General features: G+C 70.0%; 21 protein-coding genes. 3 read left to right on the forward strand and 18 right to left on the reverse strand.

Annotated features, from left to right (window positions below):
• Positions 1 to 52: 52 nt before the first annotated feature.
• The 5 genes from rpsT to LSI54_RS10820 all read right to left on the reverse strand — a co-directional run bounded on the left by rpsT (position 53) and on the right by LSI54_RS10820 (position 5,393).
• Positions 53 to 313 carry a 30S ribosomal protein S20 gene (gene rpsT / locus LSI54_RS10800; RefSeq protein ID WP_241464534.1) on the reverse strand — a complete coding sequence of 87 codons (261 nt, stop codon included), beginning with the start codon at positions 311 to 313 and terminating at the stop codon, positions 53 to 55.
• A gap of 298 nt (positions 314 to 611) precedes the next feature.
• On the reverse strand, positions 612 to 1,658 hold the full coding sequence (gene holA, locus LSI54_RS10805) for a DNA polymerase III subunit delta (RefSeq protein WP_342357821.1): 1,047 nt from the start codon (positions 1,656 to 1,658) through the stop codon (positions 612 to 614).
• Positions 1,659 to 1,774: 116 nt separating this feature from the next.
• Positions 1,775 to 2,728, reverse strand: a complete 954-nt coding sequence (locus LSI54_RS10810; RefSeq protein ID WP_241464532.1) for a MaoC/PaaZ C-terminal domain-containing protein — start codon at positions 2,726 to 2,728, stop codon at positions 1,775 to 1,777.
• 3 nt (positions 2,729 to 2,731) lie between these two features.
• Positions 2,732 to 4,093: a 3-oxoacyl-ACP reductase gene (locus LSI54_RS10815; RefSeq protein ID WP_241469717.1), complete on the reverse strand. Its 1,362-nt coding sequence runs from the start codon at positions 4,091 to 4,093 to the stop codon at positions 2,732 to 2,734.
• 7 nt (positions 4,094 to 4,100) lie between these two features.
• Positions 4,101 to 5,393, reverse strand: coding sequence for an acetyl-CoA C-acetyltransferase (locus tag LSI54_RS10820; RefSeq protein WP_241464530.1), 1,293 nt, complete (start codon positions 5,391 to 5,393; stop codon positions 4,101 to 4,103).
• Between the two features lie 199 nt (positions 5,394 to 5,592).
• Here LSI54_RS10820 and LSI54_RS10825 point away from each other — a divergent pair, with 199 nt between their 5' ends.
• Positions 5,593 to 7,668: an acyl-CoA dehydrogenase family protein gene (locus LSI54_RS10825; RefSeq protein WP_241478360.1), complete on the forward strand. Its 2,076-nt coding sequence runs from the start codon at positions 5,593 to 5,595 to the stop codon at positions 7,666 to 7,668.
• 113 nt (positions 7,669 to 7,781) lie between these two features.
• A complete protein-coding gene (gene pepN, locus LSI54_RS10830) occupies positions 7,782 to 10,541 on the forward strand; it encodes an aminopeptidase N (protein WP_241478361.1) in 2,760 nt (919 codons plus the stop codon).
• 37 nt (positions 10,542 to 10,578) lie between these two features.
• On the opposite strand, the gene tatC is transcribed toward pepN, so the two are convergent.
• From tatC to LSI54_RS10890, 12 genes are all read right to left on the reverse strand, one after another.
• Positions 10,579 to 11,382 carry a twin-arginine translocase subunit TatC gene (gene tatC, locus LSI54_RS10835; protein WP_241478362.1) on the reverse strand — a complete coding sequence of 268 codons (804 nt, stop codon included), beginning with the start codon at positions 11,380 to 11,382 and terminating at the stop codon, positions 10,579 to 10,581.
• 5 nt (positions 11,383 to 11,387) lie between these two features.
• Complete coding sequence (gene tatA, locus LSI54_RS10840) at positions 11,388 to 11,708, reverse strand: Sec-independent protein translocase subunit TatA (protein WP_241464526.1); 321 nt, start codon at positions 11,706 to 11,708, stop codon at positions 11,388 to 11,390.
• A gap of 36 nt (positions 11,709 to 11,744) precedes the next feature.
• Positions 11,745 to 13,784 carry a helix-turn-helix transcriptional regulator gene (locus LSI54_RS10845; RefSeq protein ID WP_241478363.1) on the reverse strand — a complete coding sequence of 680 codons (2,040 nt, stop codon included), beginning with the start codon at positions 13,782 to 13,784 and terminating at the stop codon, positions 11,745 to 11,747.
• A gap of 9 nt (positions 13,785 to 13,793) precedes the next feature.
• Positions 13,794 to 14,198 (reverse strand): FKBP-type peptidyl-prolyl cis-trans isomerase, encoded by a 405-nt coding sequence (locus LSI54_RS10850; protein ID WP_241478364.1) that lies wholly within the window; start codon positions 14,196 to 14,198, stop codon positions 13,794 to 13,796.
• On the reverse strand, positions 14,198 to 15,331 hold the full coding sequence (locus LSI54_RS10855) for an FKBP-type peptidyl-prolyl cis-trans isomerase (RefSeq protein ID WP_241478365.1): 1,134 nt from the start codon (positions 15,329 to 15,331) through the stop codon (positions 14,198 to 14,200). Before LSI54_RS10855 ends, LSI54_RS10850 begins: the two co-directional genes overlap by 1 nt.
• 78 nt (positions 15,332 to 15,409) lie before the next feature.
• The gene (pafA, locus tag LSI54_RS10860; protein ID WP_241478366.1) at positions 15,410 to 16,903 is read right to left on the reverse strand and encodes a Pup--protein ligase; all 1,494 of its coding nucleotides are present in this window, start codon (positions 16,901 to 16,903) and stop codon (positions 15,410 to 15,412) included.
• A gap of 6 nt (positions 16,904 to 16,909) precedes the next feature.
• On the reverse strand, positions 16,910 to 17,110 hold the full coding sequence (locus LSI54_RS10865) for a ubiquitin-like protein Pup (RefSeq protein WP_241464521.1): 201 nt from the start codon (positions 17,108 to 17,110) through the stop codon (positions 16,910 to 16,912).
• 10 nt (positions 17,111 to 17,120) lie between these two features.
• Positions 17,121 to 18,860 (reverse strand): depupylase/deamidase Dop, encoded by a 1,740-nt coding sequence (gene dop / locus LSI54_RS10870; protein ID WP_241464520.1) that lies wholly within the window; start codon positions 18,858 to 18,860, stop codon positions 17,121 to 17,123.
• Positions 18,857 to 20,719: a proteasome ATPase gene (gene arc / locus LSI54_RS10875; RefSeq protein ID WP_241478367.1), complete on the reverse strand. Its 1,863-nt coding sequence runs from the start codon at positions 20,717 to 20,719 to the stop codon at positions 18,857 to 18,859. Before arc ends, dop begins: the two co-directional genes overlap by 4 nt.
• Positions 20,712 to 21,716, reverse strand: a complete 1,005-nt coding sequence (locus tag LSI54_RS10880; RefSeq protein WP_241465074.1) for a tRNA (adenine-N1)-methyltransferase — start codon at positions 21,714 to 21,716, stop codon at positions 20,712 to 20,714. The genes arc and LSI54_RS10880 overlap by 8 nt, the downstream gene beginning before the upstream one ends.
• A 230-nt stretch (positions 21,717 to 21,946) precedes the next feature.
• Positions 21,947 to 22,705 carry a site-2 protease family protein gene (locus LSI54_RS10885; RefSeq protein WP_241469734.1) on the reverse strand — a complete coding sequence of 253 codons (759 nt, stop codon included), beginning with the start codon at positions 22,703 to 22,705 and terminating at the stop codon, positions 21,947 to 21,949.
• The gene (locus tag LSI54_RS10890) at positions 22,702 to 23,451 is read right to left on the reverse strand and encodes an HAD family hydrolase (protein WP_241464517.1); all 750 of its coding nucleotides are present in this window, start codon (positions 23,449 to 23,451) and stop codon (positions 22,702 to 22,704) included. Before LSI54_RS10890 ends, LSI54_RS10885 begins: the two co-directional genes overlap by 4 nt.
• A gap of 52 nt (positions 23,452 to 23,503) precedes the next feature.
• On the opposite strand from LSI54_RS10890, the gene LSI54_RS10895 reads away from it, so the two are divergent.
• On the forward strand, positions 23,504 to 24,487 hold the full coding sequence (locus LSI54_RS10895) for a PAC2 family protein (protein WP_241469738.1): 984 nt from the start codon (positions 23,504 to 23,506) through the stop codon (positions 24,485 to 24,487).
• Between the two features lie 59 nt (positions 24,488 to 24,546).
• Here LSI54_RS10895 and mshC read toward each other — a convergent pair whose 3' ends face one another.
• A complete protein-coding gene (gene mshC, locus LSI54_RS10900) occupies positions 24,547 to 25,917 on the reverse strand; it encodes a cysteine--1-D-myo-inosityl 2-amino-2-deoxy-alpha-D-glucopyranoside ligase (RefSeq protein ID WP_241469739.1) in 1,371 nt (456 codons plus the stop codon).
• Positions 25,918 to 25,946: the final 29 nt, after the last annotated feature.

Here is a 25,946-nt window from a genome sequence, read left to right on the forward strand (position 1 = left end):
GCAGGGCCCCGTTGCTCGCTCGCGTGTGAGCGGACGTTCTAGAGAGTCAAGCTCACAGAGCGTTGACGGTGGCGGCCAGACCGGACTTGCGGTTGGCGGCGTTGTTCTTGTGCAGAACGCCCTTGGAGACGGCCTTGTCGAGCCTGCGAGCTGCCTCGCGGTTGGCTGCGATCGCTGCGTCCTTGTCGCCGGCGGCAACAGCGTTGCGGACCTTCTTGATGGCGGTCCGCAGCTGGGACTTGACGCCCTGGTTGCGCTGGCGCGCCTTCTCGTTGGTGAGAATGCGCTTCTTCTGAGACTTGATGTTTGCCACGAGTTGTCTTTCTGTCTGAGGTCACTGGACGTGAGGATACATCCCTGTCGGCCGGCAGCAGACAAACTTCAGTGGCGTGGGGTTGCCATAGCGATTGCGCAGCCCATTGAGGTAGAGGGCCCAGGACTGCGCGAGACTTGCTGCCGCAGGGTTTTGGGGCTCTTTCGAACCCCAGACACTGCCTATAGACGATAGCAGAGAAGCCGCACTCCAGCCACCGAGCAGGGCGGTGTCAGGGTGTGTGTCAGGTCCGGTGCCGGGCTCGGCGTCGGGCTCGGCGTCCGGCTCGGCGTCGGGCTCAGCGGCCCGCCGAGGAGGCGATCACGGTGATGGCGCGTTCCACCGCGTATTCCGGGGTCCGCGAGGCGCCCTTGGCCTCGGCGTCGGCGCGGGCGATCGCCTCGATGGCCTCGGCCGCGCGCAGCGGGTGCCAGCGCCGCGCGGTCTCGGCGACCTGCTGCAGCTGCCACGGTGGAGCACCGAGGGTGGCGGCCAGCGCGGCGGGGCTGCCGCGATGGTCCACCAGCGCTGCGATGTGCCGGCCCTTGCGGGCCAGCGCGGCGGTGACGGCGATGGGCGAGACCCCGGTGGCGATGGCGTGGCGGTAGAGCCGGGTGGCGGCCTCGCGGCGACCCTCGAAGGCGGCGTCGGCCACCTTGAAGGCGCTGGCCTCGACCCGGCCCCCGTGATAGCGGTCCACGTGTTCCTCGGTGATGTCCCCGGCGACGTCGGCCATGAGCTGCTGGCAGGCCCCGCCGAGGTCCGAGAGCGTGGAGCCGGCGGCGGCCACCAGCGCGCGGGCGCCGTCGGCGTGGATCTCACGTCCGGCGGCGCGGAACTCGCGGCGCACGAAGTCGAGCTTCTCGTTGTCGTTGCGGGTCCCTGCACAGTCGACGACGACGGCGCGCCTGGCCAGCGCGTCCAGCAGCTTCTTGCCCCGGTTGCCGCCGCTGTGCCGCAGCACCAGGGTCACGTCCTCGGGCTTCTCCTCGAGGTAGGCCAGGGCGTCGGTGAGGAAGGTGTCGTTCATCGAGGCGAGGTCCTCGGCCAGGACCAGGCGCGCCTCGCCGAAGAGCGAGGGCGAGGTGACGGTGAACAGCTCTCCCGGTCCGGCGACTGCGACGTCGAGCCGGGTGAACTCCAGGTCCGGGTGCTGCGCCCGGAGTGCCCGCTTGATCTTGTCCAGCGCCCGGCCGGCGAGGTAGTCCTCGTTGCCCTTGAGCAGGATCAGCGGGGCGGGTTCCACGCTGCGAAAGTCAAGGCCCTCGGCCTTGTTCGCACCGCGGCCCGCACCGCCGCCGCGCTGTGTGCCGGTCCGCGAGGACCCGGTCCGCTGAGAAGCCATGGGGCTCATCCTAGCGGCCCGGGTCCCACGCGGATCCTGGGGTGGAAAGACCGGCCGTGGTGCTGCAGGTCAGAATCCTGTGCAGACTCCTCCGGCACCGAATCAGGGCAGCCGGATCAGGGCAGCTGCAGCTCGGCGCTGAAATGCCGCCGGGCCTTGCGCGGGTTCCAGCCGGTGAAGCGCACCGCCTTGGGCCCATGCGGCTCCGCGGCGAACGCCACGGTCCCGGGCAGGGTCACCGGCGCCTCGAAGCGGATCCACCAGCGGTGTCCGGCGCCCTCGGGCTCCCGCCCTTCCAGCATCCTGCCCGCGCAGTACATGCCGTGCACGATCGCGGCGGGCATGCCCAGCGCCTTGGCGGCGAGCTGGGAGACGTGGATCGGGTTGTAGTCCCCCGACACGGCGGCATACGCCCTGCCCGCCTCCGAGCCCAGCCGCCAGGAGGCGGTCTTGACCGGCGGGACGAAGGACTTCGGCTCGGCGTCGGAGCGGGTCACGTCCGTGGACCCCGAGTCTGCAGAGATCTCTGTGCCCAGCTGGGTGCCCTTGCTGAGATAGGTCGAGACCGAGCGCCACAGCACCGAGGTCTCCGCTGCATTCTCCGAGTCAGCGTTCGCCGGGTCTGCCCCCTGCTCGAGCACGGTGACCTTGATGTCGACCTGGGTGCCTCGGCGGTGCGGGCGCAGATTCTCCGCGGCCACCAGGATCTGCACCGGCTGGCCCACCCGGACCGGGCGCAGGTGCTCAACCTCGTTGGCCACATGCACAAGCCCCATCAGCGGCAGCGGGAACTCGCCGTCGCTCATCAGAGCCATCTGCATCGGGAACCCGATGATGTGGACCAGCACCGAGGGCAGCGCGGCGCGGTGGGCGCCGTCGAAGGATTCTCCGCCGAAGAGCCGGCGGTAGCTCTCCGCCTGCTCGACGCTGACCCCTGGGTGCTGGGCCAGCACGGACCTGCCCGGCAGGGTGCGGGCGCCAGCGCCCGGGCGCAGCTTCGAGCGCGCGGCGCCCAAGGCGGCGCGGCCGTAGAGGCTGCTCAGCGAGGGCATCTCGATTTCAGTGACCATGGCTCAGGCCCCCACGAGGTTCTGTCCGCAGACCCGCAGGGTCAGCCCGGAGGTGCCCCCGGCCTGCGGCGAGGCCAGGAACGCGATCGTCTCGGCCACGTCCACGGGCAGTCCGCCCTGGTTCAGCGAGTTCAGCCGCCGGGCGACCTCCCGGGTGGCGAAGGGGATCTTCGCCGTCATCTCGGTCTCGATGAAGCCCGGTGCGACGGCGTTGATGGTGCCGTGCCGGGCGGCCAGCTGGGCGGCGGTCGCGGAGACCATCCCCATGACCCCGGCCTTGGAGGCCGCGTAGTTGGTCTGGCCGCGGTTGCCGGCGATCCCGGAGGTCGAGGCCAGCGAGATGATCCGCGGACCCATCGCGCCGCGGGCGTCGGCGTTGAAGAGCTCCGAGGCCAGGAAGGCCCGGTTCATCCGCAGCTGCGACTCGATGTTGACTGCGATGACCGAGTTCCAGCGGGACTCGTCCATGTTGGCGAGCAGCTTGTCCCGGGTGATCCCGGCGTTGTGCACCACGATGTCGAGCCGTCCGTGGTGCTGCTCCGCGTGGGCGAGGATCCGGTCCCCGGCGTCGGGTGCGGTGATGTCCAATTGCAGCGCGGTGCCGGAGACCTCGTTGGCGACGCCGGCGAGCTGCTCGCCTGCGGCGGGGATGTCCACCAGGATCAGTGTGGCGCCGTCGCGGTGCAGCACCCGGGCGATGGACGCGCCGATGCCGCGGGCGGCGCCGGTGACCACTGCGACCTGGCCCTGCAGCGGGCGGTCCCAGTTGCCCGGCAGCGCCCCGTTGACGCTGTCCACCGAGATGAACTGTCCCGAGACGAAGGCCGAGCGTCCGGAGAGCAGGAAGCGCAGCGCTCCGGCCGCACCGGGCGCTGAGGGGTCCAGGTCGTCGGCGAGCACGATGCCGTTGGCGGTGCCGCCGGCGCGCATCTCGTGCGCCGTCGAGCGGGTCAGGCCCTGGACCGCGCTGCGGGCGGCGCGCACGGCCGGATCCGAGGTGCCCTGCGGATCGCGCGAGACGGTGATGACCCGGCCGGAGGGCTTGAGCTGCTTGAGCAGCATCCCGATCTCCAGCACGGTGCTGCTGAGGTCCGCGGGGCTGGAGGCGGAGTCGAAGCAGGCGACGACGCCGGCCACCTTCTCCTTGGGCCCGACGTTGCGGCGGACATCGAGGTCCCAGCCGAGCAGCCGGTCCGCGAGCGCCGAGGCGGCCTCGGAGCTGCCCAGCACGACCACGGGGCCTTCGATGAGCGGGCGTCCGGGCCGGTGGCGGCGCAGCTTCGCCGGCTGCGGGAGACCGAGGTTCTTGGTCAGGGTGCGGCCGAAGCTGGTGTTGGCGAATTCGGTGTAGGTGTCTCTAGCCATGAAGCGGTTACCGTCCTTCGATGATCGCGGTGATGCCCTGGCCGCCGGCGGCGCAGACCGAGATGAAGCCGAGCTTGCCGGGCTTGCCGTGCAGCGCCTTGGCCAGCGAGGCGACGATCCGTCCGCCGGTGGCGGCGAAGGGGTGCCCGGCGGCGAGCGAGGAGCCGTTGACGTTGAGCCGGCTGCGGTCGATGGTTCCCAGCGCGGAGTCCAGGCCGAGCTTGTTCTTGCAGAACTCCTCAGACTCCCAGGCCTTGATCTGGGCCAGCACCGTGGAGGCGAAGGCCTCGTGGATCTCGAGGTATTCGAAGTCCGAGAAGCTCAGGTTGTTGCGCTTGAGCATCCGGGCCGCGGCGTAGGCGGGAGCCATCAGCAGGCCCTCGGCGCCGTCGACGAAGTCCACTGCGCCTTCTTCGTAGTCGATGAAGTTCGCCAGCTTGGGCAGATCGTGCTGATCGGCCCATTCCTCGGAGCCCAGCAGCACCGCGGAGGCGCCGTCGGTCAGGGCGGTGGAGTTCGCCGCGGTCATGGTGGCCTCGGCGCCGAGGTCACGCCCGAACGCTGGGGAGAGCTTGCCCAGCTTCTCCAGCGTGGAGTCGGCGCGCATGTTGGTGTCACGTCCGACGCCCTTGAAGGGGGTGACCAGGTCGTCGAAGAAGCCGCGGTCGTAGGCGGCGGCGAGGTTCTTGTGGCTGGCCAGGGCGAGCTCGTCCTGCTCCGCCCGGGTGATCCCCCAGGCGTGGGCGGTGATCGCCATGTGCTCGCCCATGGACATGCCGGTGCGGGGCTCGTTGACGCCGGGGGCCTGCGGGGACAGGTGGCCGGGGCGGATCTTCGCCAGCGCCTTGAGCCGCTGGGGCACCGACTTGGCCCGGTTGGCCTCCATCAGGATCCCGCGCAGCTCATCGGTGACCACGATCGGGGCGTCGGAGATGGAGTCCACTCCCCCGGCGATGGCGGAGTCGATCTGGCCCAGCTTGATCTTGTTCGCCATCGAACCGATGGCCTCCATGCCGGTGGCGCACGCCATCTGCACGTCGAAGGCCGGGGTCTTGGGGTCCAGCGGGGTGCCCAGCACGGACTCGCGGGTGAGGTTGAAGTTCTTCGAGTGCTTCATCACCGCACCGGCGGCGACGGTGCCGATCTGTTCGCCCTGCAGCCCGAAGCGGGCCACCAGGCCGTTCAGCGTCGAGGTGAGCATGTCCTGGTTGCCCGCGGTGGCGTAGGCGGTGTGGGCCCGCGCGAAGGGGATGCGATTTCCGCCGATGATGACGGCGTCGCGGATGTTCTGTGCACTCATGGATCTGACTCCTGGGTCGAGGGGTGCAGGCACCCGACGGAACGTCCGCTGGGTCAGCGGGTCCGGCAGGTCTTGCATTTGTTACTGGTCAGTATCATAGACTATTTTGTGTGCAGGATCACTGATCAGCCCCGCGCCGAGGAACCGGCGCAGATCATCCCGTGCGCCTGACGCTCAACCCCCAGTCTGAGGAGACCTCATGTCACACCACCCGGTCACCCACCCGGTCACCGACCCGATCGAGGCCATCGATTCCGCCGACTCCGCTCGCGTGGACAAGAAGGTGATGGAGGACGTGCTGCTCGGACACTGGGCCGACACCCGGCGTCAGGCCCGCGAGCTGCTCAAGGACTCCGCCTTCCACAAGGTCGAGGGCATGTCGAAGGAGGATCACCGCGAGCGGGTCTTCGAGCAGATGGCGAAGCTCGCCGAGGACGGCGCCGTGCACCGCGCCTTCCCCAAGGAGTTCGGCGGCTCCGATGCACACGGCGCGAACATCGCCGCGTTCGAGGAGCTGGTCACCGCTGACCCCTCGCTGCAGATCAAGGCCGGGGTCCAGTGGGGCCTCTTCGCCGCCGCGGTGCTGCACCTGGGCTCCGAGGATCACCACCGCAGGTTCCTTCCCGCGACCATGGACCTCCGGGCTCCCGGCGCGTTCGCGATGACCGAGTTCGGCCACGGCTCCGACGTCGCCTCCATCGGCACCACCGCGACCTACGATCCGGCCACCGAGGAGTTCATCCTCAACACCCCCTTCCCCGCGGCCACCAAGCGCTACCTGGGCAATGCGGCGAACGACGCCAAGGACGCCGTCGTCTTCGCCCAGCTGATCACCAACGGGGTCAACCACGGGGTGCACTGCATCTACACCAACATCCGTGGCGATGACGGCCAGCCGCTGGCGGGGATCACCATCACCGATGAGGGGCAGAAGGGCGGCCTCAACGGGGTGGACAACGGCTGCTTCACCTTCGACAACATCCGGGTCCCGCGGACCAACCTGCTCAACCGCTATGGCGACGTCGCGGCCGACGGCACCTACAGCTCCCCGATCGACTCCCCCGGTCGCCGGTTCTTCACGATGCTCGGCACCCTGGTGCAGGGCCGGGTCTCGCTCACCGGCGCCTCGGTGGCGGCCTCGAAGCTCGCGCTGATCGGCGCGGTCACCTACGGCAACCAGCGGCGCCAGTTCAACGCCTCCTCCACCATCGAGGAAGAGGTGCTGCTGGACTACCGGCTGCACCAGCGCCGACTGCTCCCGCGCCTGGCCACCACCTTCGCGGCGAACTTCGCCCATGAGAACCTGCTGGTCAAGCTCGACGACGTGTTCTCCGGCAAGGACGACTCCGATGAGAACCGGCAGGAGCTGGAGACCCTGGCCGCGGCGATCAAGTCCGTGACCACCTGGCACGCGCTGGACACGCTGCAGGAGGCCCGCGAGGCCTGCGGCGGCGCCGGCTTCATCTCCGAGAACCGGCTGGTCTCGCTGCGCGCGGACCTCGACGTCTACGTCACCTTCGAAGGTGACAACAACGTGCTGCTCCAGCTGGTGGCCAAGCGTCTACTCAGCGACTACGCCGCAGAGTTCAAGGATGCCGACTTCGGGGTGCTCTCCCGCTATGTGGCCACCCAGGCGCAGTCCACGGTGATGAACCGCTTCGGTCTGCGCCGGGCGTTCCAGTCGGTGCAGGACACCGGGGATGAACGCCGCAGCGCCAACTGGTTCAAGCAGCCCGACGTGCAGCGCCAGCTGCTCACCGAACGCTCCCGGCAGATGGTCATCGACGTGGCTTCAGAGCTGCGCTCGGCGTCGAAGCTGCCCGCGGCCAAGCAGGCGGCGATCTTCAACGACCACCAGTACGAGATCATCAACGCCGCCAAGGCCCACGCGGACCTGCTGCTCTGGGAATCCTTCACCGAAGCCCTCGAGAAGGTCGACGATCCGGGGACCTGGCAGATCATGACCTGGCTGCGTGACCTCTACGCGCTGACCAAGATCGAGGACACGCTGGACTGGTACCTGCTCAACGGGCGGATCTCCTCCCAGCGCGCCCGCACGCTGAGCCCGTATGTGAACCGGCTGCTGCAGCGGCTGCGCCCGCACGCCCAGGACATCGTGGACTCCTTCGGCTACTCCCCCGAGCACGTGCGCATGGAGATCACCTCCGGCTCCGAGCAGCGACGCCAGGACGAGTCCATGGAGTACTACCGGACGCTGCGGGCCTCTCCCACCGCGCCGGTGGATGAGAAGCTGCTGCACTCGCGCCGGAAGTGAGCTGGGCCGCTCGGGCCGCTCAGCTGATCAGCCGCTGAGCTGAGCTGAGCGGTCGACGGGCTGGCGATTCTCGGGTGATGGGCGGCTGAGCAGGCGTCTGCTTGAATAGCAGGATGACTGCTCAGCTGCCCTTCCCCCGTGCCGACGTCGAGAATCTGACCCGCGAGGAGGCCGCCCAGCGCGGCACCCTGCTCGAGGTCACCCACTACCGCGTCGAGGTGGATCTGCGCGGCGCGCCCGCCCCTAAGGCCGAGACCTACCCGGTGCGGACCAGGATCGACTTTGCGTCCTCCGAGGTCGGTGTGAGCACCTTCTTGGACCACCTGGGCGCCTCGGTGGAGTCCCTGGTGCTCAACGGGGAGACCCTGGATGTGGACGCCCATGTGGGTCCGGCTCGGATCCTGCTGCCCGGGCTGCGGGCGGAGAACACCGTGGAGATCCGGTCCACCTCGCGGTACTCCCCCTCAGGCGAGGGGCTGCACCGGTTCGTGGACCCGTCGGACGAGCAGGTCTACCTCTACACCCAGTACGAGCCGGCCGATTCCCGCCGGGTGTTCCCGGTCTTCGAGCAGCCGGATCTGAAGGCCCGGTTCAGCTTCTCGATCATCGGCCCCCAGCACTGGCAGCTGCGCTCCAACAGCCCCGCGATCTCGCGGATGCCGCTGGAGAGCGGTGAGGCCGCAGGGGCTGCGAAGGGTGAGCCCGCTGGGGCGGACGATGCCGCGGAGGCTGCCGGTGGCGCCGTCGTCGGCCCGCTGGTCCGGGTGGAGTTCGCCGAGACCCCGCGGATGTCCTCCTACATCACCGCGCTGCTGGCGGGTCCCTATCACCACGTGGAGGGCCATTACCGCGGCGGAGTGCCCGGCGGCGAGACCGTCCAGATCCCGCTCAGCGTGCTCTGCCGGGCGTCGCTGGCGGAGCACTTCGACGCCGACGCGCTGCTGGAGCTCACCCAGCGCGGGCTGGACTTCTTCCACGCCGAGTTCGCCTACCCCTACCCCTGGGGCAAGTACGACCAGGTCTTCGTCCCGGAGTACAACCTCGGGGCGATGGAGAACCCGGGGCTGGTGACCTTCACCGAGACATACGTCTTCGACACCGCCGCCACCGACGCCCAGTACGAGACCCGGGCCAACACCCTCATGCACGAGATGGCTCACATGTGGTTCGGCGACCTGGTGACCATGCACTGGTGGGATGACCTGTGGCTCAAGGAGTCCTTCGCCGACTACATGGGTTCCCTGGCCGTGGACGAGGCCACCGACTGGACCACCTCCTGGATCTCCTTCGCCAACGGGCGCAAGGCGTGGGCCTACGTGCAGGACCAGCTGCCCACCACCCACCCGATCGTCGCGGACATCCCCGACCTCGAGGCCGCGGATCAGAACTTCGACGGGATCACCTACGCCAAGGGCGCCTCGGTGCTCAAGCAGCTCGCCGCCTACGCCGGACGTGAGGCCTTCCGCGAGGCCGCGCGGCGCTATTTCAGCCGCCACGCCTTCGGCAACGCCTCGCTGGGCGACTTCCTCGCCGTGCTCGAAGAGGTCACCGGGGCGAACATGGACGACTGGGCCCGGGCCTGGCTGCAGACCGCCGGGGTCCCGGTGCTCTCCGCCGAGCTCGACGCCGCCGGTGGCGGTGCGGGCCGGGTGCTGGTCCGCGAGCAGGGCGTCGACCCGGCCACCGGGGAGTCGGTGTCCCGGCCGCACAAGATCCGCGTCGGGGTCCATGTGCTGGATGCCGCAGGCGAGACGCTTGCACTGCACGCCGCCCAGGAGGTCTTCCTGGACCCGACCGCCCCGGAGGGCCTCACCCCGGTGCCGGAGCTGAGCGTGCCGGCGGACCGGCCGCGGCTGCTGCTGCCCAATGAAGATGACCTGACCTACGCCAAGCTCAGCCTCGACCCGGAGTCGCTGGCCGCGGTGCTGACCTACCCGGTGGCCGATCCGCTGGCGCGCGCCACCGTGTGGGCTGCGCTGTGGTCCATGGTGCGCGACGGCGAGCTGCCCGCCCGCCGCTTCCTGGCGGCCGTGCAGCAGCTGGGCCTGGGCATCGACGAGATCGTCGTCGTCCAGGGGCTGCTGCGGCAGTCGCTGACCGCACTGGAGCGCTACACCCCCGCCGACGAGCGGCCGGCGCTGCAGCGCGACCTCGCCGCCCGGCTCGCCGCGGAGCTGACCCGCCGCACCGGCGGGGACCATCAGCGCGCCACCGCTCGAACCCTGGCCACACTCTCCCGCCGAGAGGGCTCACAGCTGGAGCTGCTCGAGGCGCTGCTCGACGGCGGCGCCGCAGACCATGGGATCTCGGGGCTGCGCATCGATGAGGAGCTGCGCTGGGCGTTCCTGCAGGCCCTGGCCGCGCACGGTCGGGTGAGCCTGGATCAGCTCGATGCGGAGCTGGCCGCCAAGACCACGGCCCGGGCCCGGATCGCGCACCGGCTCGCCGCCGCCGCGAGGCCCGACCGTCGGGTCAAGCAGGCGGCCTTCGGGCAGGCGCTCGCCGGGACGGATGACTCCGGCGAGGAGCTCTCCAACGATCACCTCACCGCCACCGTGGACGGCTTCACCGTGGCAGGTGACCCGGAGACCGCGGCGGTGATAGAGCGGCAGACCGATGCGTACTTCGACGCGCTGACCGACGTGTGGGAGCGGATGAGCCAGGGACAGGCCACCCGGGTGGTCTCCGGGCTCTACCCCGGGGCTCAGGACCTCGACGCCGGAGCGGAGCCGACCGAGCACCCGCTGGCGCTGCGCACACAGCGCTGGCTCGATGAGAACGCGGATGCCCCCGCGGCGCTGCGCCGGCTGCTCATCGAGGAGCAGGATCAGCTGCTGCGCGGACTCCGCGCCCAGGCGGCGGCCCAGGGCTGAGCCCGGCGGGCGGGGTGCGGGCGGCGTGCGGCCCGGCTCAGTCGATCAGCAGCTCGTCGATCTCGGACTCGGCGGCGGCCTCGCGTCTGCGGCGCCGGCGGTCGTTGAGCATGCAGAGCAGGATCGCGACGCCGAAGAGCACGGTCAGCGGCAGTGCGATGAAGAACATGCTCACCGCGTCGCCGCCCGGGGCTGCCAGCGCGGAGACCACCGCGATGAGCATCACCACCCCGCGCCAGGCCTTGAGCACCTGTCTGCCGGTGACCAGGCCCATCATGTTGATCCCGACCAGCACCACCGGGATCACCATGGCCAGCCCGAAGGCCAGGAACAGATGCAGCACAAAGGTGAAGTAGACGTCGGGGTTGATCAGGTTCGACGTGCCTTCGGGGTTCAGCGCGAAGAAGAAGTCGATGGCCTGGGGCAACACGCTGTAGGCGCCGACGATCCCGCCGAGGAAGAGCGGCACCGAGGCGGCGATGAAGCCGATCGCGTAGCGCTTCTCGGTCTTCTTCAGCCCCGGCATGATGAAGGCCCAGATCTGGTAGAGCCAGATGGGTGAGGAGATCACGACGCCCACGAAGAGCGAGAGCCTGATCATCAGATCCAGCGGGCCGCCCACGGTGTTGAAGGCGATCTCCGCGAGCCGGCCCTCCCCCTCATAGCCGACGATAGGCTCAGCCAGCAGACGGAAGAGCCAGTCGTAGAGGAAGAATCCGGCGATGGCCCCGAGCAGAATGCCGATGCCGGCCTTGATGAGGCGATTGCGCAGTTCCCTGAGGTGATCCTTCAGAGCCATCGTGCGCTCGGGATCGCGCCGCCGCTTCTTCGATGTGGCCATGCGGCTTAGCGGTGGTCTCCCCGCTGCTCCCGCTCATTGCGGCGGGCCTGCTCGGCGGTGGGGTCATTGGGGTTGAGCACCCGGCCCTCGACGGGGGCGCGCTCATCTTCACGCGGGTCCCTGCTGGGCGCAGCGGAGACGTCCGGGGATTCGGAATCAGAATCAGAGGAGTTCCGCTTGGATTCGTCGCTCATGGTGCGCACCTCAGACTTGAAGATGCGCATCGACTGGCCCACTGACTTGGCCAGCTTCGGCAGCTTCGGGGCGCCGAAGAGCAGGATGATGAGCAGTGCGATGATCGCGAACTGCCAGCCTTGGATACCCATAGTGACTTCCTTTCCTCGAGCCCAATCGTACGCCAATCACTCAGACAGGACCGACAGCTCCTCGCGTGCCCGCATAGTCACCTTCTCGCGAATCTCGGCAGGGACCAGGACGGTGAGATCTCCCCCGAGCTGCAGGCAGAGCCTGATCAGAGCCTCGCGGCTCTGGAACCAGGTGCTGATGATCCGGACGCCGTCGGGCTGGATGCGCTGACGCTGCGGCGCATAGCGATCGGCCAGCGCGGCAGCGGCCGGGGAGAAGCGCAGGACGACGTCGAACGCTCCGCTGCCCTGCGGCGGTCGTGGCGGCTCCGCCGGGGACTGGGCGAGCAGACGTGCGGTCTCGCTGATCGGCTCCTCGGGCAGCGGGCGCTGCGCCCGGATGCGTGAGCCGAGGAAGTTCCGTGGTCCCTGCGCCAGGCGGCACCAGGCCTGCAGATAGGTGCGGGGGCCGTCGATGTAGACGTGCGTCGGCTCGACCACCCGCTCGGTGATGGTCCCGGAGGCGTCCTCATAGCGCAGCTCGACGCAGCAGCCGCCCGTCACCGCGGCGCGCAGTTCGGCGGTGGATTCATTGCGCGCCTGGGCGCCGGCGGCCACCTTGGTCGCGGCCTCCTGCAGACCCGCGGGGAGCACGCGGGCGATCTTCCCGCGCAGAGACTCGGCCGCGGCCGTGGTGGCCGTGTCGTCAGCGGCCGTGTCGTCAGTGGCCGTGTCGTCGTCGGCGGAGTCCGCGGCGCTGATCATGGTGTTGAGCGCGATCAGCAGCGAGAGTGCGCCGGGCTTGGTCAGCGTCAGCGGGCGTGCCAGGACGTCGCCGGTGCGCGCGGAGGGCATCGCCAGGGTGATCGGCGCGTCGGTCACCAGGTAGTCCTGGGTGAAGGCGTCCAGGTTCAGCGGCGGCGCGGGGTGGATGTCGATGAACTCGCCGTACTGTCCGGGGCCGAAGCTGCCGGACTGCTGGATGGAGAGCAGGTCCTTGAGCAGCTGCTTGGGCGTGATCTGGTGTCGTGTCAGCAGCTCAGACGGACGCACCCCGTCGGCGCTGAGCAGATAGGCGGCCATGGCCAGCACACGCTCCACCTTGCGGTGGGCGGGATCGGCCCGGCGCGGCGCGGCGGCCGGCGCCAATCGGGGCGGCTTCGGGGCGGGGCCCTCATGGGCTTCGAGGGCTCCGCGCAGCAGCCGCGCCGGATCCTCTTCCCCGGCGAGTCCGTCCAGCGCGGCGCCGACGTCGGCCGCGTCGATGGCGGCGCGGTCCTGCTCGGTCAGCTGCGGTGCGGGGCGCAGCGGGCCGATGGGTCCGTGCACCCGGTCCAGCCGGAAGGTCCTGCGGGCACCCCGGTCGAGATCATGCCCGATCAGGTACCAGTGACCGCGGGCGGCAAAGTCCAGCAGCACCACCCGGCGCGGCTCGGGCTGCTGAGCGCCCCTGCCGGTGTAGTCGAAGCCGATCGGCTGTCGCGGCTCGAGCGCGGCGAGCTCGGTGAGCCGTTCGAACTCCTCGTCGCTGCCCAGGTTGAAGCTCAGAGCGGTGGAGGCCTGCGCTGGTGCGGCCGCGGGCGACGACGAGCTGGGCGTCACGCTCGGCGAGGCGGACGACGGCGGGGGCTCGCCTGGTCCGGCAAGCGCCCAGCTGGCCTGCTCCAGCCAGGAGCGGGTGCGGCTGCCGGCCCAGAGCTGGGTGGCGCGGGAGAGCACCAGGGTCTCGGTCTCGCTCAGCGGCAGCGGCGGCAGGCCGTAGTCGGCCGGGTCGATCCGGTAGCGGTAGTCCTCGCGGTCCGCGGCGGGCTCTTCGATGGCGATGCCGCAGCTGCGCAGATGGTCCTTGTCGCGGCTGAAGAGCCGTTCCCAGGCGTCCTGAGACTGCTCCTCGGACTGGCTGCGGTAGTGCTCGACCCGGTCGCGGATCTCCGCCTTGGTCAGTCCGCCCTGACCGGCGTCGAGGATGCTCGCGGCCAGCGAGAAGGCGCGCGCCACGCCATAGTCGGCGTAGACGTCCTGCTCATCCTCGGCCGCCTGGAGATCTTGCGCATCCGTCGCGGGCGGCGCCGTCTCGCTGTCGATCTTCTCAGTCACCGTGGCGGATCAGGAGGGCTTGCGGACGCTGACCAGGTCCACCACGAAGATCAGGGTCTCGTTCGGGCCGATGGCGGCGCCGGCGCCCTGCTCGCCGTAGGCCAGGTGCGGCGGGATCTCGAAGCGGCGCCGTGCGCCCTCCTTCATCCCGATCAGGCCCTGGTCCCAGCCCTGGATGACCTGGCCGATGCCGGCGGTGAAGTCGAGGGTCTCCCCACGGTTCCAGGAGGCGTCGAACTCCTCGCCGGTGGACCAGGAGACGCCCACGTAGTGGCAGGAGATGGAATCGCCGGGCTCCACGGGGTGTCCGCCGCCGGCGATGAGCTCCTCGATGACGAGGTCCTCGGGCGGGGTCTCTCCGGGGAAGTCGATCTCGGGGCGGGTGCGGTCATAGCTGCGCTGGCCGAAAGACATCAGTCGGTCTCCTCTTCGTTCTCTGCATCAGTGTTCGCGTCATCATCGTTGCCTGCATCGTCGCTGCCGGCGTCGTCGCCATCAGCGCCGTCGGCACCGCCCTGCTCGGCCTCCATCTGCTCGATCATCTCTTCGATGTCTTCCTCGGAGAGCTCGGGCTGGCCCCCCTCGGGAGCGGGTGCCGCCTGGGGTGCTTCGGCGGAGGCGATCAGGTCGACCACGAAGATCAGGGTCTCGCCGGCGAGCTCGTGTTCGGCGCCCTCTTCGGCGTCCTCGTCGCTCTCTCCGTAGCCGGACTCCGGCGGGATGACCAGCAGCACGCGGGAGCCGACCTGCTCGCCCTCGAGACCCTCGGCCCAGCCGGGGACCAGGCTGCTCAGCGGGAAGCCTGCCGGACCTGCGTCGGGCTCTTCGTCGTCCTGGGGCCAGTTCGAGTCGAAGAGCTCGCCGTCGGACCACTTCCAGCCGGAGTAGCGCACGACGACCTGGTCGTCGGCGGCCACCTCGTCGCCGTCGCCCTGGATGAGCACCTCGGTGCTGACCTCCTCGGGCTCCTCGCCGTCGTTGCCGCCGTTCAGCTCCGGGAGCACGCCTTCTTCGTTCTCGATCTCGGGCAGCTCGCCGTCCTGCTCCTGGACCTCGCCCTCGGCGAAGGCCGGGGACTGGCCCTCCACACGCAGCACCAGCAGCGTGGCCTGGGCGCCGGTCTCGGCGTTGGCCGGTTCGAAGAGCGCGATCTCAGAGCCGACGGTGAGGTCGGTGTCGGTGAGCGAGTCGTAGATGAACTCGCTCTGCTCCTGCATCTGCGGCAGGTAGATCATCGAGGGGCTGCCCTCGCTGAAGCTCTCCTCCTGGATCTCTCCGGAGCTGGGGTCGGCCACAGCATGGGAGACCTCCAGGATCTGCTCCTCGTCGAGGTCTTCGCCGTCGCCGCGGTCGAGCACCCGGGAGGCTTCCTCCTCGAGCTCCAGCGGGCTGCGCAGGATGACCTCGGGGGTGCCTTCATCGGTGAAATGCAGGTCCACGCCGGAGAGTGCGTCGGTGTCACCCAGACCGTCGTCGGAGCAAGACGTGAGCAGCAGGACTGCCGGGATGGACAGAGCCACGCTGGTGCGGCGGAACGAAGAATGCACGGTGTTTCCTTCAGCTTGAACGGCGACCTGACAAGGTCTGGGCCTGCCCAGCACTGTACAGGCCGGACACCTGGTTCGTCAGATCAGCGGAGGCTCAGCAAGCTCCTGGGGATGCCCCAGCTTGTAGCGCTCGCTCAGGGCCAGCGGGACCTCCTGGGCGCGGCGCTGATCGAGGGTCTGCTCGCTCAATGTCGCGACCCGTTCACCGAGCCGACCGAGCAGGGTGTCCAGCCGGGGATCCTCTGCGCTGAGCGGGTCTTTGAGCATCAGCGCGTCCAGCGGGCGGTCCACCAGCTTGTGGTGCACCCAGTCCACGGTGTGTTCGGCGCCCATGGCCCGGGCGGTGGAGAGGAAGCGTCCGCGCAGCGCGGCGCGAGTGGTGGCCGGGGGGTCCACGATGGCGCGCTGGATCCGCTCCGGCTGAAGCTGGGTGCTGGCTCGCCCGTGGGCGGCGAGCAGGTTGAACACCCCGCGCGTGGGGTGGACGTCGTGATAGGCCATGTCGAGCTGTTCCAGCTTCGGGTGGCCCATCGGGAGGCTGCCGCGTTCGGCGACGTCGGTGAGCAGCCGCTTCTTGATCGCCCAGTCGATGTCGCGCTCGATCGGCGCGTGCTGACCGCTGGCCACCGCCTGCAGGGTGCGTTCCCAGAGTTCGAAGATCTGCTCGACCCGCTCGTGATGGGCCCCGTTCTCCCGGACGAAGCGCCGCGCCCGGTCCAGCAGCCGGGCCTGGATGTCCACCGCGGTCTGCTCGCCTCCGTTGCGTATCTTCACGGCGGCCTGACCGGTGATGTCGTGGCTGATGTGCCGGATCGCGCTGATCGGGTTCTCCAGCTCGAAGTCCCCCACCGGGACCCCGGACTCGACCATGCGCAGCACCAGGTCGGTGGCGCCGTAGCGGAGCAGGCTGGTGGTCTCGGACATGTTGGAGTCGCCCACGATCACGTGCAGCCGGCGGTGCACGGCGGCGTCGGAGTGCGGCTCGTCGCGGGTGTTGATGATCGGCCGGGACCGGGTGGTGGCCGAGGAGATGCCCTCCCACATGTGGTCTGCGCGCTGGGAGAACGCGAAATGGGGGTCGCTCTCGTCGGTGGCCGGAACCAGCCGTCCGGCGCCGACCATGATCTGCCGGGTGACCAGGAAGGGCAGCAGGATGGTGGAGAGCCGACGGAAGTGAGTGGTGCGCGGGATCAGGTAGTTCTCGTGGCTGCCATAGGAGTTGCCCTGGGAGTCCACGTTGTTCTTCAGCAGGTAGACGCTGCCGTCGAAGCCGTCCTGGGCCATCGCCGCTTCGGCGCGCTGGGCCAGGTCATGCATGATCAGCTCGCCGGCGCGGTCGGAGGCGATCAGATCCAGCAGGTCATCACATTCGGCGGTGGCATATTCCGGGTGTGAGCCGACGTCGAGGTAGAGCCGGGAGGCGTTGGGGATGAAGACGTTGGAGCTTCTCCCCCAGCGCAGCACCGGGCGGAAGAGGTAGCGGGCCACCTCGTCCGGGGGCAGGCCGCGGTGGGTGCCGCCGGTGTGGGTGATGCCGAACTCGGTCTCGACCCCGATGACGCGCCGATCCATGGAGGCCTACTCGCCGCCCTTCTGCACGAAGCCCTTGACGAACTCCTCGGCGTTGGACTCCAGCACCGAATCGATCTCGTCGAGCAGGCTGTCGAGCTCGCCTGCGCGTTTCTGCGCCTGCGCGTTGGCGCCGGCCGTGGCTGCGGCCTCGGGCGCTGCGCCGTCGTCGTTGCCGCCCTGCGGGCGCTTCTGCGGTTGTGTGGACATGGTGTCTCCTTTATTGACCCAGCAGCCGCTGGAGTCCAGTGATGAGGTCCTCAGGGGTCGCCGCGCTGACAAGTGTATTCTCCGCCGCCGCGCGGGTCCCGGCATAGGGGTCCGGCAGTCCCAGGCGCACCACCGGGGAGACGTCATCAGCGCGCAGCAGGATCTGGTCCCAGCTGGCGCCGACGACGACGTCGGCGTGGTCGCTCACCAGCTGGCCGCGCAGCCAGGCGCGGGTCTCCTCGGGCGGGTGCTCCGAGGCCCAGGCGATCTGGTGGTCGGTGAAGAGACGGCGCATCCGGCCGGCGCGGGCCAGCTTGTAGTAGAGGCCCTTCTCCGGGCGCAGATCGGCATACTGCAGATCCACCATGCCCAGCAGCGGGGCGTCCCAGGCCAGGCCATCGCGGCGGCGGTAGGACTCCAGCAGGGTCAGCTTCGCGATCCAGTCCACCCGGTCCGCGGCGGCGTAGAGATCGGTGCCCAGGTCCTGCAGCAGCTCTTCCCAGGCCTCGAGCACCTCGGCGGTCTCGGTGTCCGGGACCGTGTGGGTGCCAGGCGGCGGGGTCTTCTCCCGCTCCCAGTCCAGAGCGGCCTGCAGGTAGAGCTGCTGGATCTGCACCGCGGTCAGCTCCCCGCGGGAGGTCGGCACCGTGGCGGTGAGGCTGGGGTCATGGGAGATCGTCTTCAGCGCGGCCACCGGGTCGGTGAGCGTCAGCTCCGGGGCTCGGCCGGATTCGATCAGGTCCAGCACCAGCGCGGTGCTGCCCACCCGCATCCAGGCGGAGTACTCGCTCATGTTCGCGTCGCCGATGATCACATGGAGCCGGCGGAACCGGTCGTGATCGGCGTGGGGCTCGTCGCGGGTGTTGATGATCGGGCGGCGGACCGTGGTCTCGAGTCCGACCTGCTCCTCGAAGAAGTCGGCACGCTGGGAGATCTGATAGCCGGCCTGAGCGCTGGTCTGTCCGATCCCCACCCGCCCGGCGCCGCAGAGGACCTGCCGGGTCGCGAAGAACGGCAGCAGCCCTGCCACGAGGGCGTCGAAGTCCACGCTGCGCGGCACCAGGTAGTTCTCGTGGGCGCCGTAGGACACGGACTTGTTGTCGGTGTTGTTCTTATACAGCAGCACCTGCGGGGCGTGCTGCTCCTGGCTCAGCCGGCGGGCGGCGGCGAGCGCCACCCGGTCTCCGGCCACGTCGTAGAGCACCGCCCGGCGGGCGCCGATGGCCTCGGGTGAGGAGTATTCGGGGTGGGCGTGGTCCACGTAGAACCGGGCCCCGTTGCCCAGGACCAGGTTCATCAGCAGCTTCGGGGCGCCCTCATCGGCCTGGAAGAACTCGCCTCGCCAGTGCGGTGAGCCGGGGGCGTGGAAGGACCCGGCGAGGTCGGCCGGGCTGGGGTCTCCTCCACTGACGTTGCCCAGCGCATCGCGCACCGGGCCCTGGCCCGCTTCCTGCTCGGTGGCGTGGGTGAGCGCGTCGTCGTGGCTGGCATGGGCCAGCGCCTCCCCGGTGTCGGTGAGCTGGGAGGGGTGCGCGGCGGAGCGCGGGAGCACCCAGCCGCGGGCGTCGACCAGCGGGGATTCGGACTGGTAGTCCCATTCGGTGCCGGCCACCGCACCGCCGGACTCGGTGATGTGGGCCGCGTAGGCGTTGACCAGTTCGATGGACAGCGCGATGTGGCTGGCGCGCGGGTTGGCCGGGGCGTGGATCCCGTATTCGGTCTCCATCCCGATCAGTCGGCGCACGGTCATCCCTGCACCTCGGGGGCTCCGGTGTGTGCGGCGGCTGCCGCCTCGCCGGGCCGTTCGATCCGGACCACCGGGGAGGTCGAGGCGCCGACCACCCGAGCCCAGGCCTGCGGGTCTGCGGTGTTGACCAGGTCCTCCTGGTCGCGCAGCTCCTCCTCGGCGGCGGCGAGCAGATGTTCCAGGGTGAGGCCCTTCTGCGCCGGGTCGGTGCCGGCGCGCAGGAAGTCCTTGATCGCGGCCTTCTTCGCCCGGTCCACGATGTTGCTGAGCACCGCCCCGGACATGAAGTCCGCCGCCTGGAACGCGGTATGGGTGCCGTCCGCGTGGATCAGGCGCAGCCGGGCCTTGGGCGTCCCGGGGAACAGCCGGTCCAGCAGCGCGTCGACCAGGCCGGCGACGGCGGCGCCGCGGTCACCGTGGGCGGCGAGCAGGTCGGCGTGCAGCGGGACTGCTCCGCCGAGGTGGATGCCCAGGATCTCTCCGGCGCCCTCCCGGCCGGGGCGCTGGACCCGGATCTTCACGTCGAGGCGTCCGGGGCGCAGGATGGCCGGGTCGATCATGTCTTCGCGGTTGGAGGCGCCGATGACGATGACGTTCTCCAACGATTCCACCCCGTCGATCTCGGCGAGGAGCTGCGGGACGATGGTGGTCTCCACGTCGGAGGAGACCCCTGAGCCGCGGGTGCGGAAGAGCGCCTCCATCTCATCGAAGAACACCACCACCGGCTGCCCGGCGGAGGCCCGTTCGCGGGCCCGGGCGAAGATCACACGGATGTGCCGCTCGGTCTCGCCCACGTACTTGTTCAGCAGCTCGGGGCCCTTGATGTTGAGGAAGAACGCGCCCCTGCTCGGACCCGGGCTGGGCTGGCCGGGGCTGGGCTGGCCGGCGTCGTCGGCTGCCGCCTGTCCGGTCTCGGCCAGCGAGCTGGCCACGGCCTTGGCGATCATGGTCTTGCCGCAGCCGGGAGGCCCGTAGAGCAGGATCCCCTTCGGTGCGCGCAGCCCGTGCTCCTGATAGAGGTCGGCGTGCAGGAAGGGCAGCTCCACGGCGTCGCGGATCGCTTCGATCTGCTCGGAGAGGCCGCCGATGTCGGAGTAGGAGACGTCCGGTGACTCTTCGAGCACCACGTCTTCGACCTCGGAGAGCGGCACGATCTCGGTGGCGGTGCCGGTGCGCAGGTCCACCATCACGGCGTCGCCGACCCGGGCGCCGTGCAGGCCTTCGCGCTGGGCCTGGGCGGTGGCGGCCTCGGTGAGGGTGACCACCCGCTCGTCCTCGCCGCGGGAGATGATCACCAGCCGCGCATCGGGCAGCACCTCTTTGACCCTCGCGAGCTCTCCGGTGCGCTCGGCGCCGAGGATCGCCACGATGGTGAAGTTCTCGTTCAGCAGCACCTCGTCGCCGGCCTGCAGCTGGTCCGGGCTGATCAGCGGGGACAGGCTGACCCGGAGCTTGCGTCCGGCCTGGAGGATGTCGACCCCGGCCACCGTGGTGGCCTGGATCTCGCGGCCCTCGGCCTGGGGGTGTTCGGGGCGGTAGCCGATGACCGTGCCGAAGGTGAACGGCGCCTGACCGTCGGCCTGCAGCGCGTTGCGCAGCTGGGAGATCTCGTTGCGGGTGGTCTCCAGCAGGTCGGTCATCCGCTGGTTGTTCCGCCCGGCGCTCTGCAGCTGCGCCTCGAGCTGCTTGGAGCGGCTGCGCAGCGTGTCCAGCTGGCGGTGCGCCTGGGAGAGCCGCTCCTGCTGCAGCTGCGCCTCACGGGTCTGCGCCGGGGCCTGCGCGGGCTCCGGGTCAGGGGTCCGTGCCGGGTGGCGCTCGGTGCTGTGCTCGGTGTTTCGCTCGTTGCCTGTCTGCTCACTCACGGGTGAACACCTCCTTGGCCTGGGCGGCGATCTTCTGTGAATAGGCCGCAGCCTTGCGGGCCTTCTTCCCGGAGACGGTCCGGGTCTTCAGGCTGGCCTCGTCCCAGACGACGTCGGGGTCGTTGGCCGGCCAGGCGGCGTGGTCCTCCTCGCTGACCACGGAGACCTTCTCGCGCTTCTTCAGCTGGAGCGGGGTCTGGTCGTCGGCGAGCCGACGGGCCGAGAGCAGGAAGCCGGTGTGGGCGACCATCCGGTGATCGGGGCGCACGGCGAGGCCGTCGAGGTGCCAGGTGCGCAGCATGGTCTCGTGCGCCTCGGGCTCGGTGAAGCCTTCTGAGGAGCGGATCTCTTCGGCCAGCCGGGACAGCTGGGTCACCGAGGCGACGTAGCTGACCCAGACGCCGCCGGGCGCCAGCACGGTCTTCACCGCGTCCAGGCACTCCCAGGGGGCGAGCATGTCCAGCACCACCCGGTCCACGCTTCCGGGCTCCTCCACGGTGAGGACCTCCTCCTGCATGTCGCCGAGGTAGACCTCCCAGCCGGGGTGGGATTCACCGAAGAACGCCTCGACGTTGCCCACGGCGATGTCCTTGAAGTCCTCGCGCCGCTCGAACGAGTGCAGCACCCCGCTCTCCCCCACCGCGCGCAGCAGCGAGATGGACAGAGCGCCGGAGCCCACGCCGGCCTCGACCACGCGGGCGCCGGGGAAGATGTCGGCGACCTGGACGATCTGGGCGGAGTCCTTGGGGTAGACCACGGTGGCGCCGCGCGGCATCGAGAGCACGAAGTCGTTGAGCAGCGGGCGCAGCACCTGGTACTCGTGGCCGGCGTCGTTGGCCACCAGGATGCCTTCGCTGGCGCCGATGAGCAGATCGTGGCGCAGCACGCCCTGGTGGGTGTGCCATTCCCCGCCGGGCTGCAGCGTGATGGTGCTGGGCCGGCCCTTGCGGTCGGTGAGCTGCACGCGCTGGCCCGCGCGCAGCGGACCCGAGCGCATATGGGCCCCGATGGGACCGGAGGGGGTCGTCGCCGGGGACTCGCCGGAGGTGCTCGTGGTCACTGAATCTCGCTCTCTGAGGTGCTGCGGCTCCGCCGACCATGATCCGGTCCGGGCGGACGTATCGTCTGCGTTCAGCCTATCCCTGTCACGGCCTGGCCATCAGCGCGGAGCGATCCCCCGTCGGACCCGGAGGCAGCAGTCGTGGTCGGCGCCAGCGGAGCTGAGGCTCAGCGCGGCCGTTTCAGCCGCGCATTGGCCACCCGCACGTTCTCCGAGGCGCCCTGCCAGATGAAGAAGCTGACCATCACCGCCACGACGACGACGACCAGGCTCACCTCGCGCACCCCGGTGATCACCACGACGGCCAGTCCGACAAGCAGCGCGACGACGACGAGGCGCCCGGCCCATCCGGCGGCGCGCATGCCCCGGTCCTGATCTCCGGTGGCGGCCCAGACTGCGGACTCCACGATCCGTCCGCCGTCCAGCGGCAGCCCGGGGAGCAGGTTGAAGATCCCGACGAAGAAGTTCACCAGCACGGTGACCTGGACCAGCATGGCGGTGACCCCGGTGAGCTCGAGCGCGCCGGAGAGGTAGAAGCCGAGTCCGGCGATGACCAGGTTGGCGGCGGGGCCGGCCAGGGAGACCGCGAGAGACTTCGACGGTGTGGCGCGGTGGGCCAGGAACTCGGTGTGTCCGCCCCAGAGGTTGAGCTCGATCTCGGTGGCGGGCCAGCCGAAGGAGCGCGCGGCCAGCGCGTGGGCGAGCTCATGGGCCAGCACCGAGAACATCAGCAGCACCGCGTAGCCCAGCGCCACCAGGTAGGCCAGGACGCCCAGCTCAGGGAAGATCCGCTGCACCTGGGGTCCGAAGAGCACCACGATGACGGCGCTGACCAGGAACCAGGAGGCGCGGAACCGCACCGGGATGCCGGCGATCCGCACCCGGGTCGTCGCCTTCTTGCGCCGTCTGCCGGGGCTTGCGGTCATCGGGCCAGGAGCCGTTCGAGGTCTGCCGCGCTCACGCCCGCCAGCCCGTCAAGGGTCTGCCAGCGCGCATCCGCGGGGATCGGGGTGTAGTGCGGGACCGCGATGGTGACCAGTCCGGAGTCAGAGGCGGCGGTGACCCCGGGGACCGAGTCCTCGATCGCGATGCAGCGGCTCATCTGCAGCGGCTCCCCGCTGCGCTGTCCGTGGTCGCCGGACATCCTGGTGAACGCCTGCTGATAGGCCTCCGGATCCGGCTTGCCGCGGCTGACCATGTCCCCGCTGACGATGAACTCCAGCTGCCCCGCCGGAAGCGCGGCGACGATCGCCTCGGCCAGCGGCTTCTCGCTCATCGTGACCAGGGCGCAGCGCACTCCGGCGGCGCTGAGTTCCGCGAGCAGCTCGCGGGCTCCGGGACGCCAGGGCATCTCGGCGACGGCGCGCTCCGCGACCCGGGTGATGAGGTGGTCGATGATCTCGCGCACCGTCATGTCCACCCCGGCCTCGCGCAGCATCAGGGCGCTGTAGCTCAGCGCCTGCCCGACCAGCCCGTGCGCCTGTTCCTGGGACCAGGTGCCGCCGTGGGCCTCGACCAGGGCGCGCTGCTCCCAGATCCAATACGGCTCGGTGTCCACCAGCGTGCCGTCCATGTCCCAGAACACGGCCTGAAGCTCCCCGGAGAGCGCCTCAGGGGCGGCGGAAGCACCGGAGGTCTGGTGCTGAACAGTGGCAGAAGAGGTCGAAGGCATGGGCTCAATCGTACGCTTCCCGTGGGGTCACCAGGGGGATAGTGTGAGAAGCGTGAGCGACGAGACAGCGCCTCAGGACTCCTCCCCCGAGGACTCCGGCGAACCCCAGGCGGCCGGAGAATCCGCGCTGCCCGAAGGCTTCGCACAGCGCTTCGCCGAGCACCTGCGCGCCAACCAGACCGCCGCGGTCACCGGCGAAGGTGAAGCTCCCCGCTCGCGGCCCACCGTGATGGTGATGGCCTTCGAGGGGTGGAACGACGCCGGCGCGGCCGCCTCCTCCGCGGTGCGCGCGGTGGGACAGGCCTGCGGCGCCGAACTGGTCGGCAAGGTCGACGACGAGGGGTACTACGACTACCAGTTCTCCCGGCCCAAGGTGCGCAGCTCCGGGGGGCACCGGGAGATCATCTGGCCCTCCACCAAGATCTACCGGGCCAGACCGGCCCGGGCGGCGGTGGATCTGCTGCTGGTCCACGGCGTGGAGCCGAGCTTCCGCTGGCAGGCCTTCACCGCAGATCTGCTGACCCGCGCCGCGGAGAACGACGTCTCCGGGATCATCCTGGTCGGCGCGCTGCTGGCCGATGTGCCGCACACCCGCCCGATCCCGGCCTCGCTCTCCAGCGAGGACGTCGCGCTGCAGGAGATCCTGGACATCGATGAACCCACCTATGAGGGTCCCACCGGGATCGTCGGGGTGCTCGCGCACACGGCGGCTCAGGCCGGGCTTCCCGCCGTCTCGCTCTGGGCGGCGATTCCGCACTATGTGGGTCAGGCGCCCTCACCGAAGGCGCAGCTGGCGATCATGCGGGAGCTCGAGGATCTGCTCGGGCTGACCCTCGATGAGAGCGAGGTCGTCGAGGATGCCGAGGCCTGGGAGCGCGGGGTCGATGATCTGGCCGAGGAGGACGCCGAGATCGCTGACTACGTCAAGCGTCTTGAAGAGGCCACCGACACCACGAATCTGCCTGAGGCCAGCGGCGAGGCCATCGCGCAGGAGTTCGAACGCTACCTGCGCCGACGCAAGCGCCCCGAGGGCTGATCGCGTCAGACGCTTCAGCCGGCGGTCTCTGCCGGCGCCTACCGGCTTGGCCGGCGTCGTCAGCCGGCGGTCTTGGCCTTGGTGGCATGCCCGCTGTGCGCAGGAGTCGCTTCCTGGAGCTCGATGCCCAGCAGCGCCTTGACCACCGCGATGACCCGCGCCCGGCTGGTGCGGCCGGCGAGCTGGCCGGTGGCCCACATGTCGAGGGTGTCCAGGGCCGCCGGAGCGTTGAGGTTCTGTGAGAGGGCCGAGTGCAGCGCGTGCTGCAGGTCCTCGGGCACGGCGCCGGCGGTCCCGAGCTCGCCGTAGCCGTCGGTCTCCGGAGCCGCGTCCAGCGCGGCGTTCCAGCGCTCCCAGCGCTGCGCCGCGGCGTCGAGCAGGTCGGGCGTGTAGTTCCACTCCGCGCGGTAGTGGTGGCTGAGCAGCAGCGTGCGGATCACCTGCGGGTCGACCCCTTCGGCGCGCATCCGGGAGGAGAGCACCAGGTTGCCCTTGGACTTCGACATCTTCTCTCCGTCGAGGCCGACCATCCCGGCGTGCAGGTAGGTCTGGGCCAGCGCCACGCCGTCGGCGGCGGTGGCGTGGGCGGCGCTGAACTCGTGGTGCGGGAAGCGCAGGTCGGAGCCGCCGCCCTGGACCATGAACGGCGCGGGCAGGTGGCGGCGGGCGATCACCGAGCATTCGATGTGCCAGCCGGGGCGGCCCTGGCCGAGGCTCTGACCGTCCCAGTGCGGCTCGGAATTGCGGCGCGCACGCCACAGCAGCGGATCCAGCGGGTCGCGCTTGCCGACCCGTTCGGGGTCTCCGCCGCGCTGCGGGAAGAGCTCTTCCATCTCGGCGCGGTCGTAGTGGCCGATGCTGCCCAGCGTCCACGGGGTGGTGGCCTGGGCCGCCGTGGTGTCGAAGTAGATGTCGAAGGATTCCGGCTCACCGGGAGTCACGCCGTCGGCCAGCTCCTCCAGCGGCACCGGCACCGGGTAGCCCATGCCGAGCTCGACCAGCTGGGCCACGTCGTGGGCGACGACCGGGATGGTCTCCACCGCGCCCAGATAGGTGTCGGGGGCGATCACGCCCAGGGCGGCCATGTCCTCACGGAAGAGCTCGGTCTGCTCCTTGGCGAGTTCGAACCAGTCCACGCCGGTGGCGGTGGCGCGCTCCAGCAGCGGGTCGTCGATGTCGGTGACGTTCTGCACATAGTTCACGCGCAGTCCGGCGGCGCGCCAATAGCGCACCAGCAGGTCGAACTGGACGTAGGTGTTCGCGTGGCCCAGGTGCGTGGCGTCATAGGGGGTGATGCCGCAGACGTAGAGGGACCCCACGCCGTCGGTGGACTCCACCGGGACCAGAGCGTCCGCCGAGGTGTCGTGCAGCTGCAGGGTCTCCGGCAGCGCAGGCAGGGTGGGCACGTCCGGGGAGGTCCACGATTTCACGCAGAGGTCCTTTCACCAGTGGGGCAGCC

It is taken from the genome of Nesterenkonia sp. AY15, assembly GCF_022565855.1.
In the GTDB taxonomy this organism is placed as follows: Bacteria; Actinomycetota; Actinomycetes; order Actinomycetales; family Micrococcaceae; genus Nesterenkonia.

Coding starts and splice junctions, on each gene's coding strand:
- pepN (WP_241478361.1), top strand. CDS start 7,782: ATGACTGCTCAGCTGCCCTTCCCCCGTGCCGACGTCGAGAATCTGACC.
- LSI54_RS10885 (WP_241469734.1), bottom strand. CDS start 22,705: ATGACCGCAAGCCCCGGCAGACGGCGCAAGAAGGCGACGACCCGGGTG.
- LSI54_RS10815 (WP_241469717.1), bottom strand. CDS start 4,093: ATGGCTAGAGACACCTACACCGAATTCGCCAACACCAGCTTCGGCCGC.
- LSI54_RS10850 (WP_241478364.1), bottom strand. CDS start 14,198: ATGTCTTTCGGCCAGCGCAGCTATGACCGCACCCGCCCCGAGATCGAC.
- LSI54_RS10880 (WP_241465074.1), bottom strand. CDS start 21,716: ATGCGCTCGGGTCCGCTGCGCGCGGGCCAGCGCGTGCAGCTCACCGAC.
- holA (WP_342357821.1), bottom strand. CDS start 1,658: ATGGCTTCTCAGCGGACCGGGTCCTCGCGGACCGGCACACAGCGCGGC.
- LSI54_RS10890 (WP_241464517.1), bottom strand. CDS start 23,451: ATGCCTTCGACCTCTTCTGCCACTGTTCAGCACCAGACCTCCGGTGCT.
- pafA (WP_241478366.1), bottom strand. CDS start 16,903: ATGGATCGGCGCGTCATCGGGGTCGAGACCGAGTTCGGCATCACCCAC.
- dop (WP_241464520.1), bottom strand. CDS start 18,860: ATGACCGTGCGCCGACTGATCGGGATGGAGACCGAATACGGGATCCAC.
- LSI54_RS10865 (WP_241464521.1), bottom strand. CDS start 17,110: ATGTCCACACAACCGCAGAAGCGCCCGCAGGGCGGCAACGACGACGGC.
- tatA (WP_241464526.1), bottom strand. CDS start 11,708: ATGGGTATCCAAGGCTGGCAGTTCGCGATCATCGCACTGCTCATCATC.
- LSI54_RS10820 (WP_241464530.1), bottom strand. CDS start 5,393: ATGAGTGCACAGAACATCCGCGACGCCGTCATCATCGGCGGAAATCGC.
- LSI54_RS10810 (WP_241464532.1), bottom strand. CDS start 2,728: ATGGTCACTGAAATCGAGATGCCCTCGCTGAGCAGCCTCTACGGCCGC.
- tatC (WP_241478362.1), bottom strand. CDS start 11,382: ATGGCCACATCGAAGAAGCGGCGGCGCGATCCCGAGCGCACGATGGCT.
- LSI54_RS10825 (WP_241478360.1), top strand. CDS start 5,593: ATGTCACACCACCCGGTCACCCACCCGGTCACCGACCCGATCGAGGCC.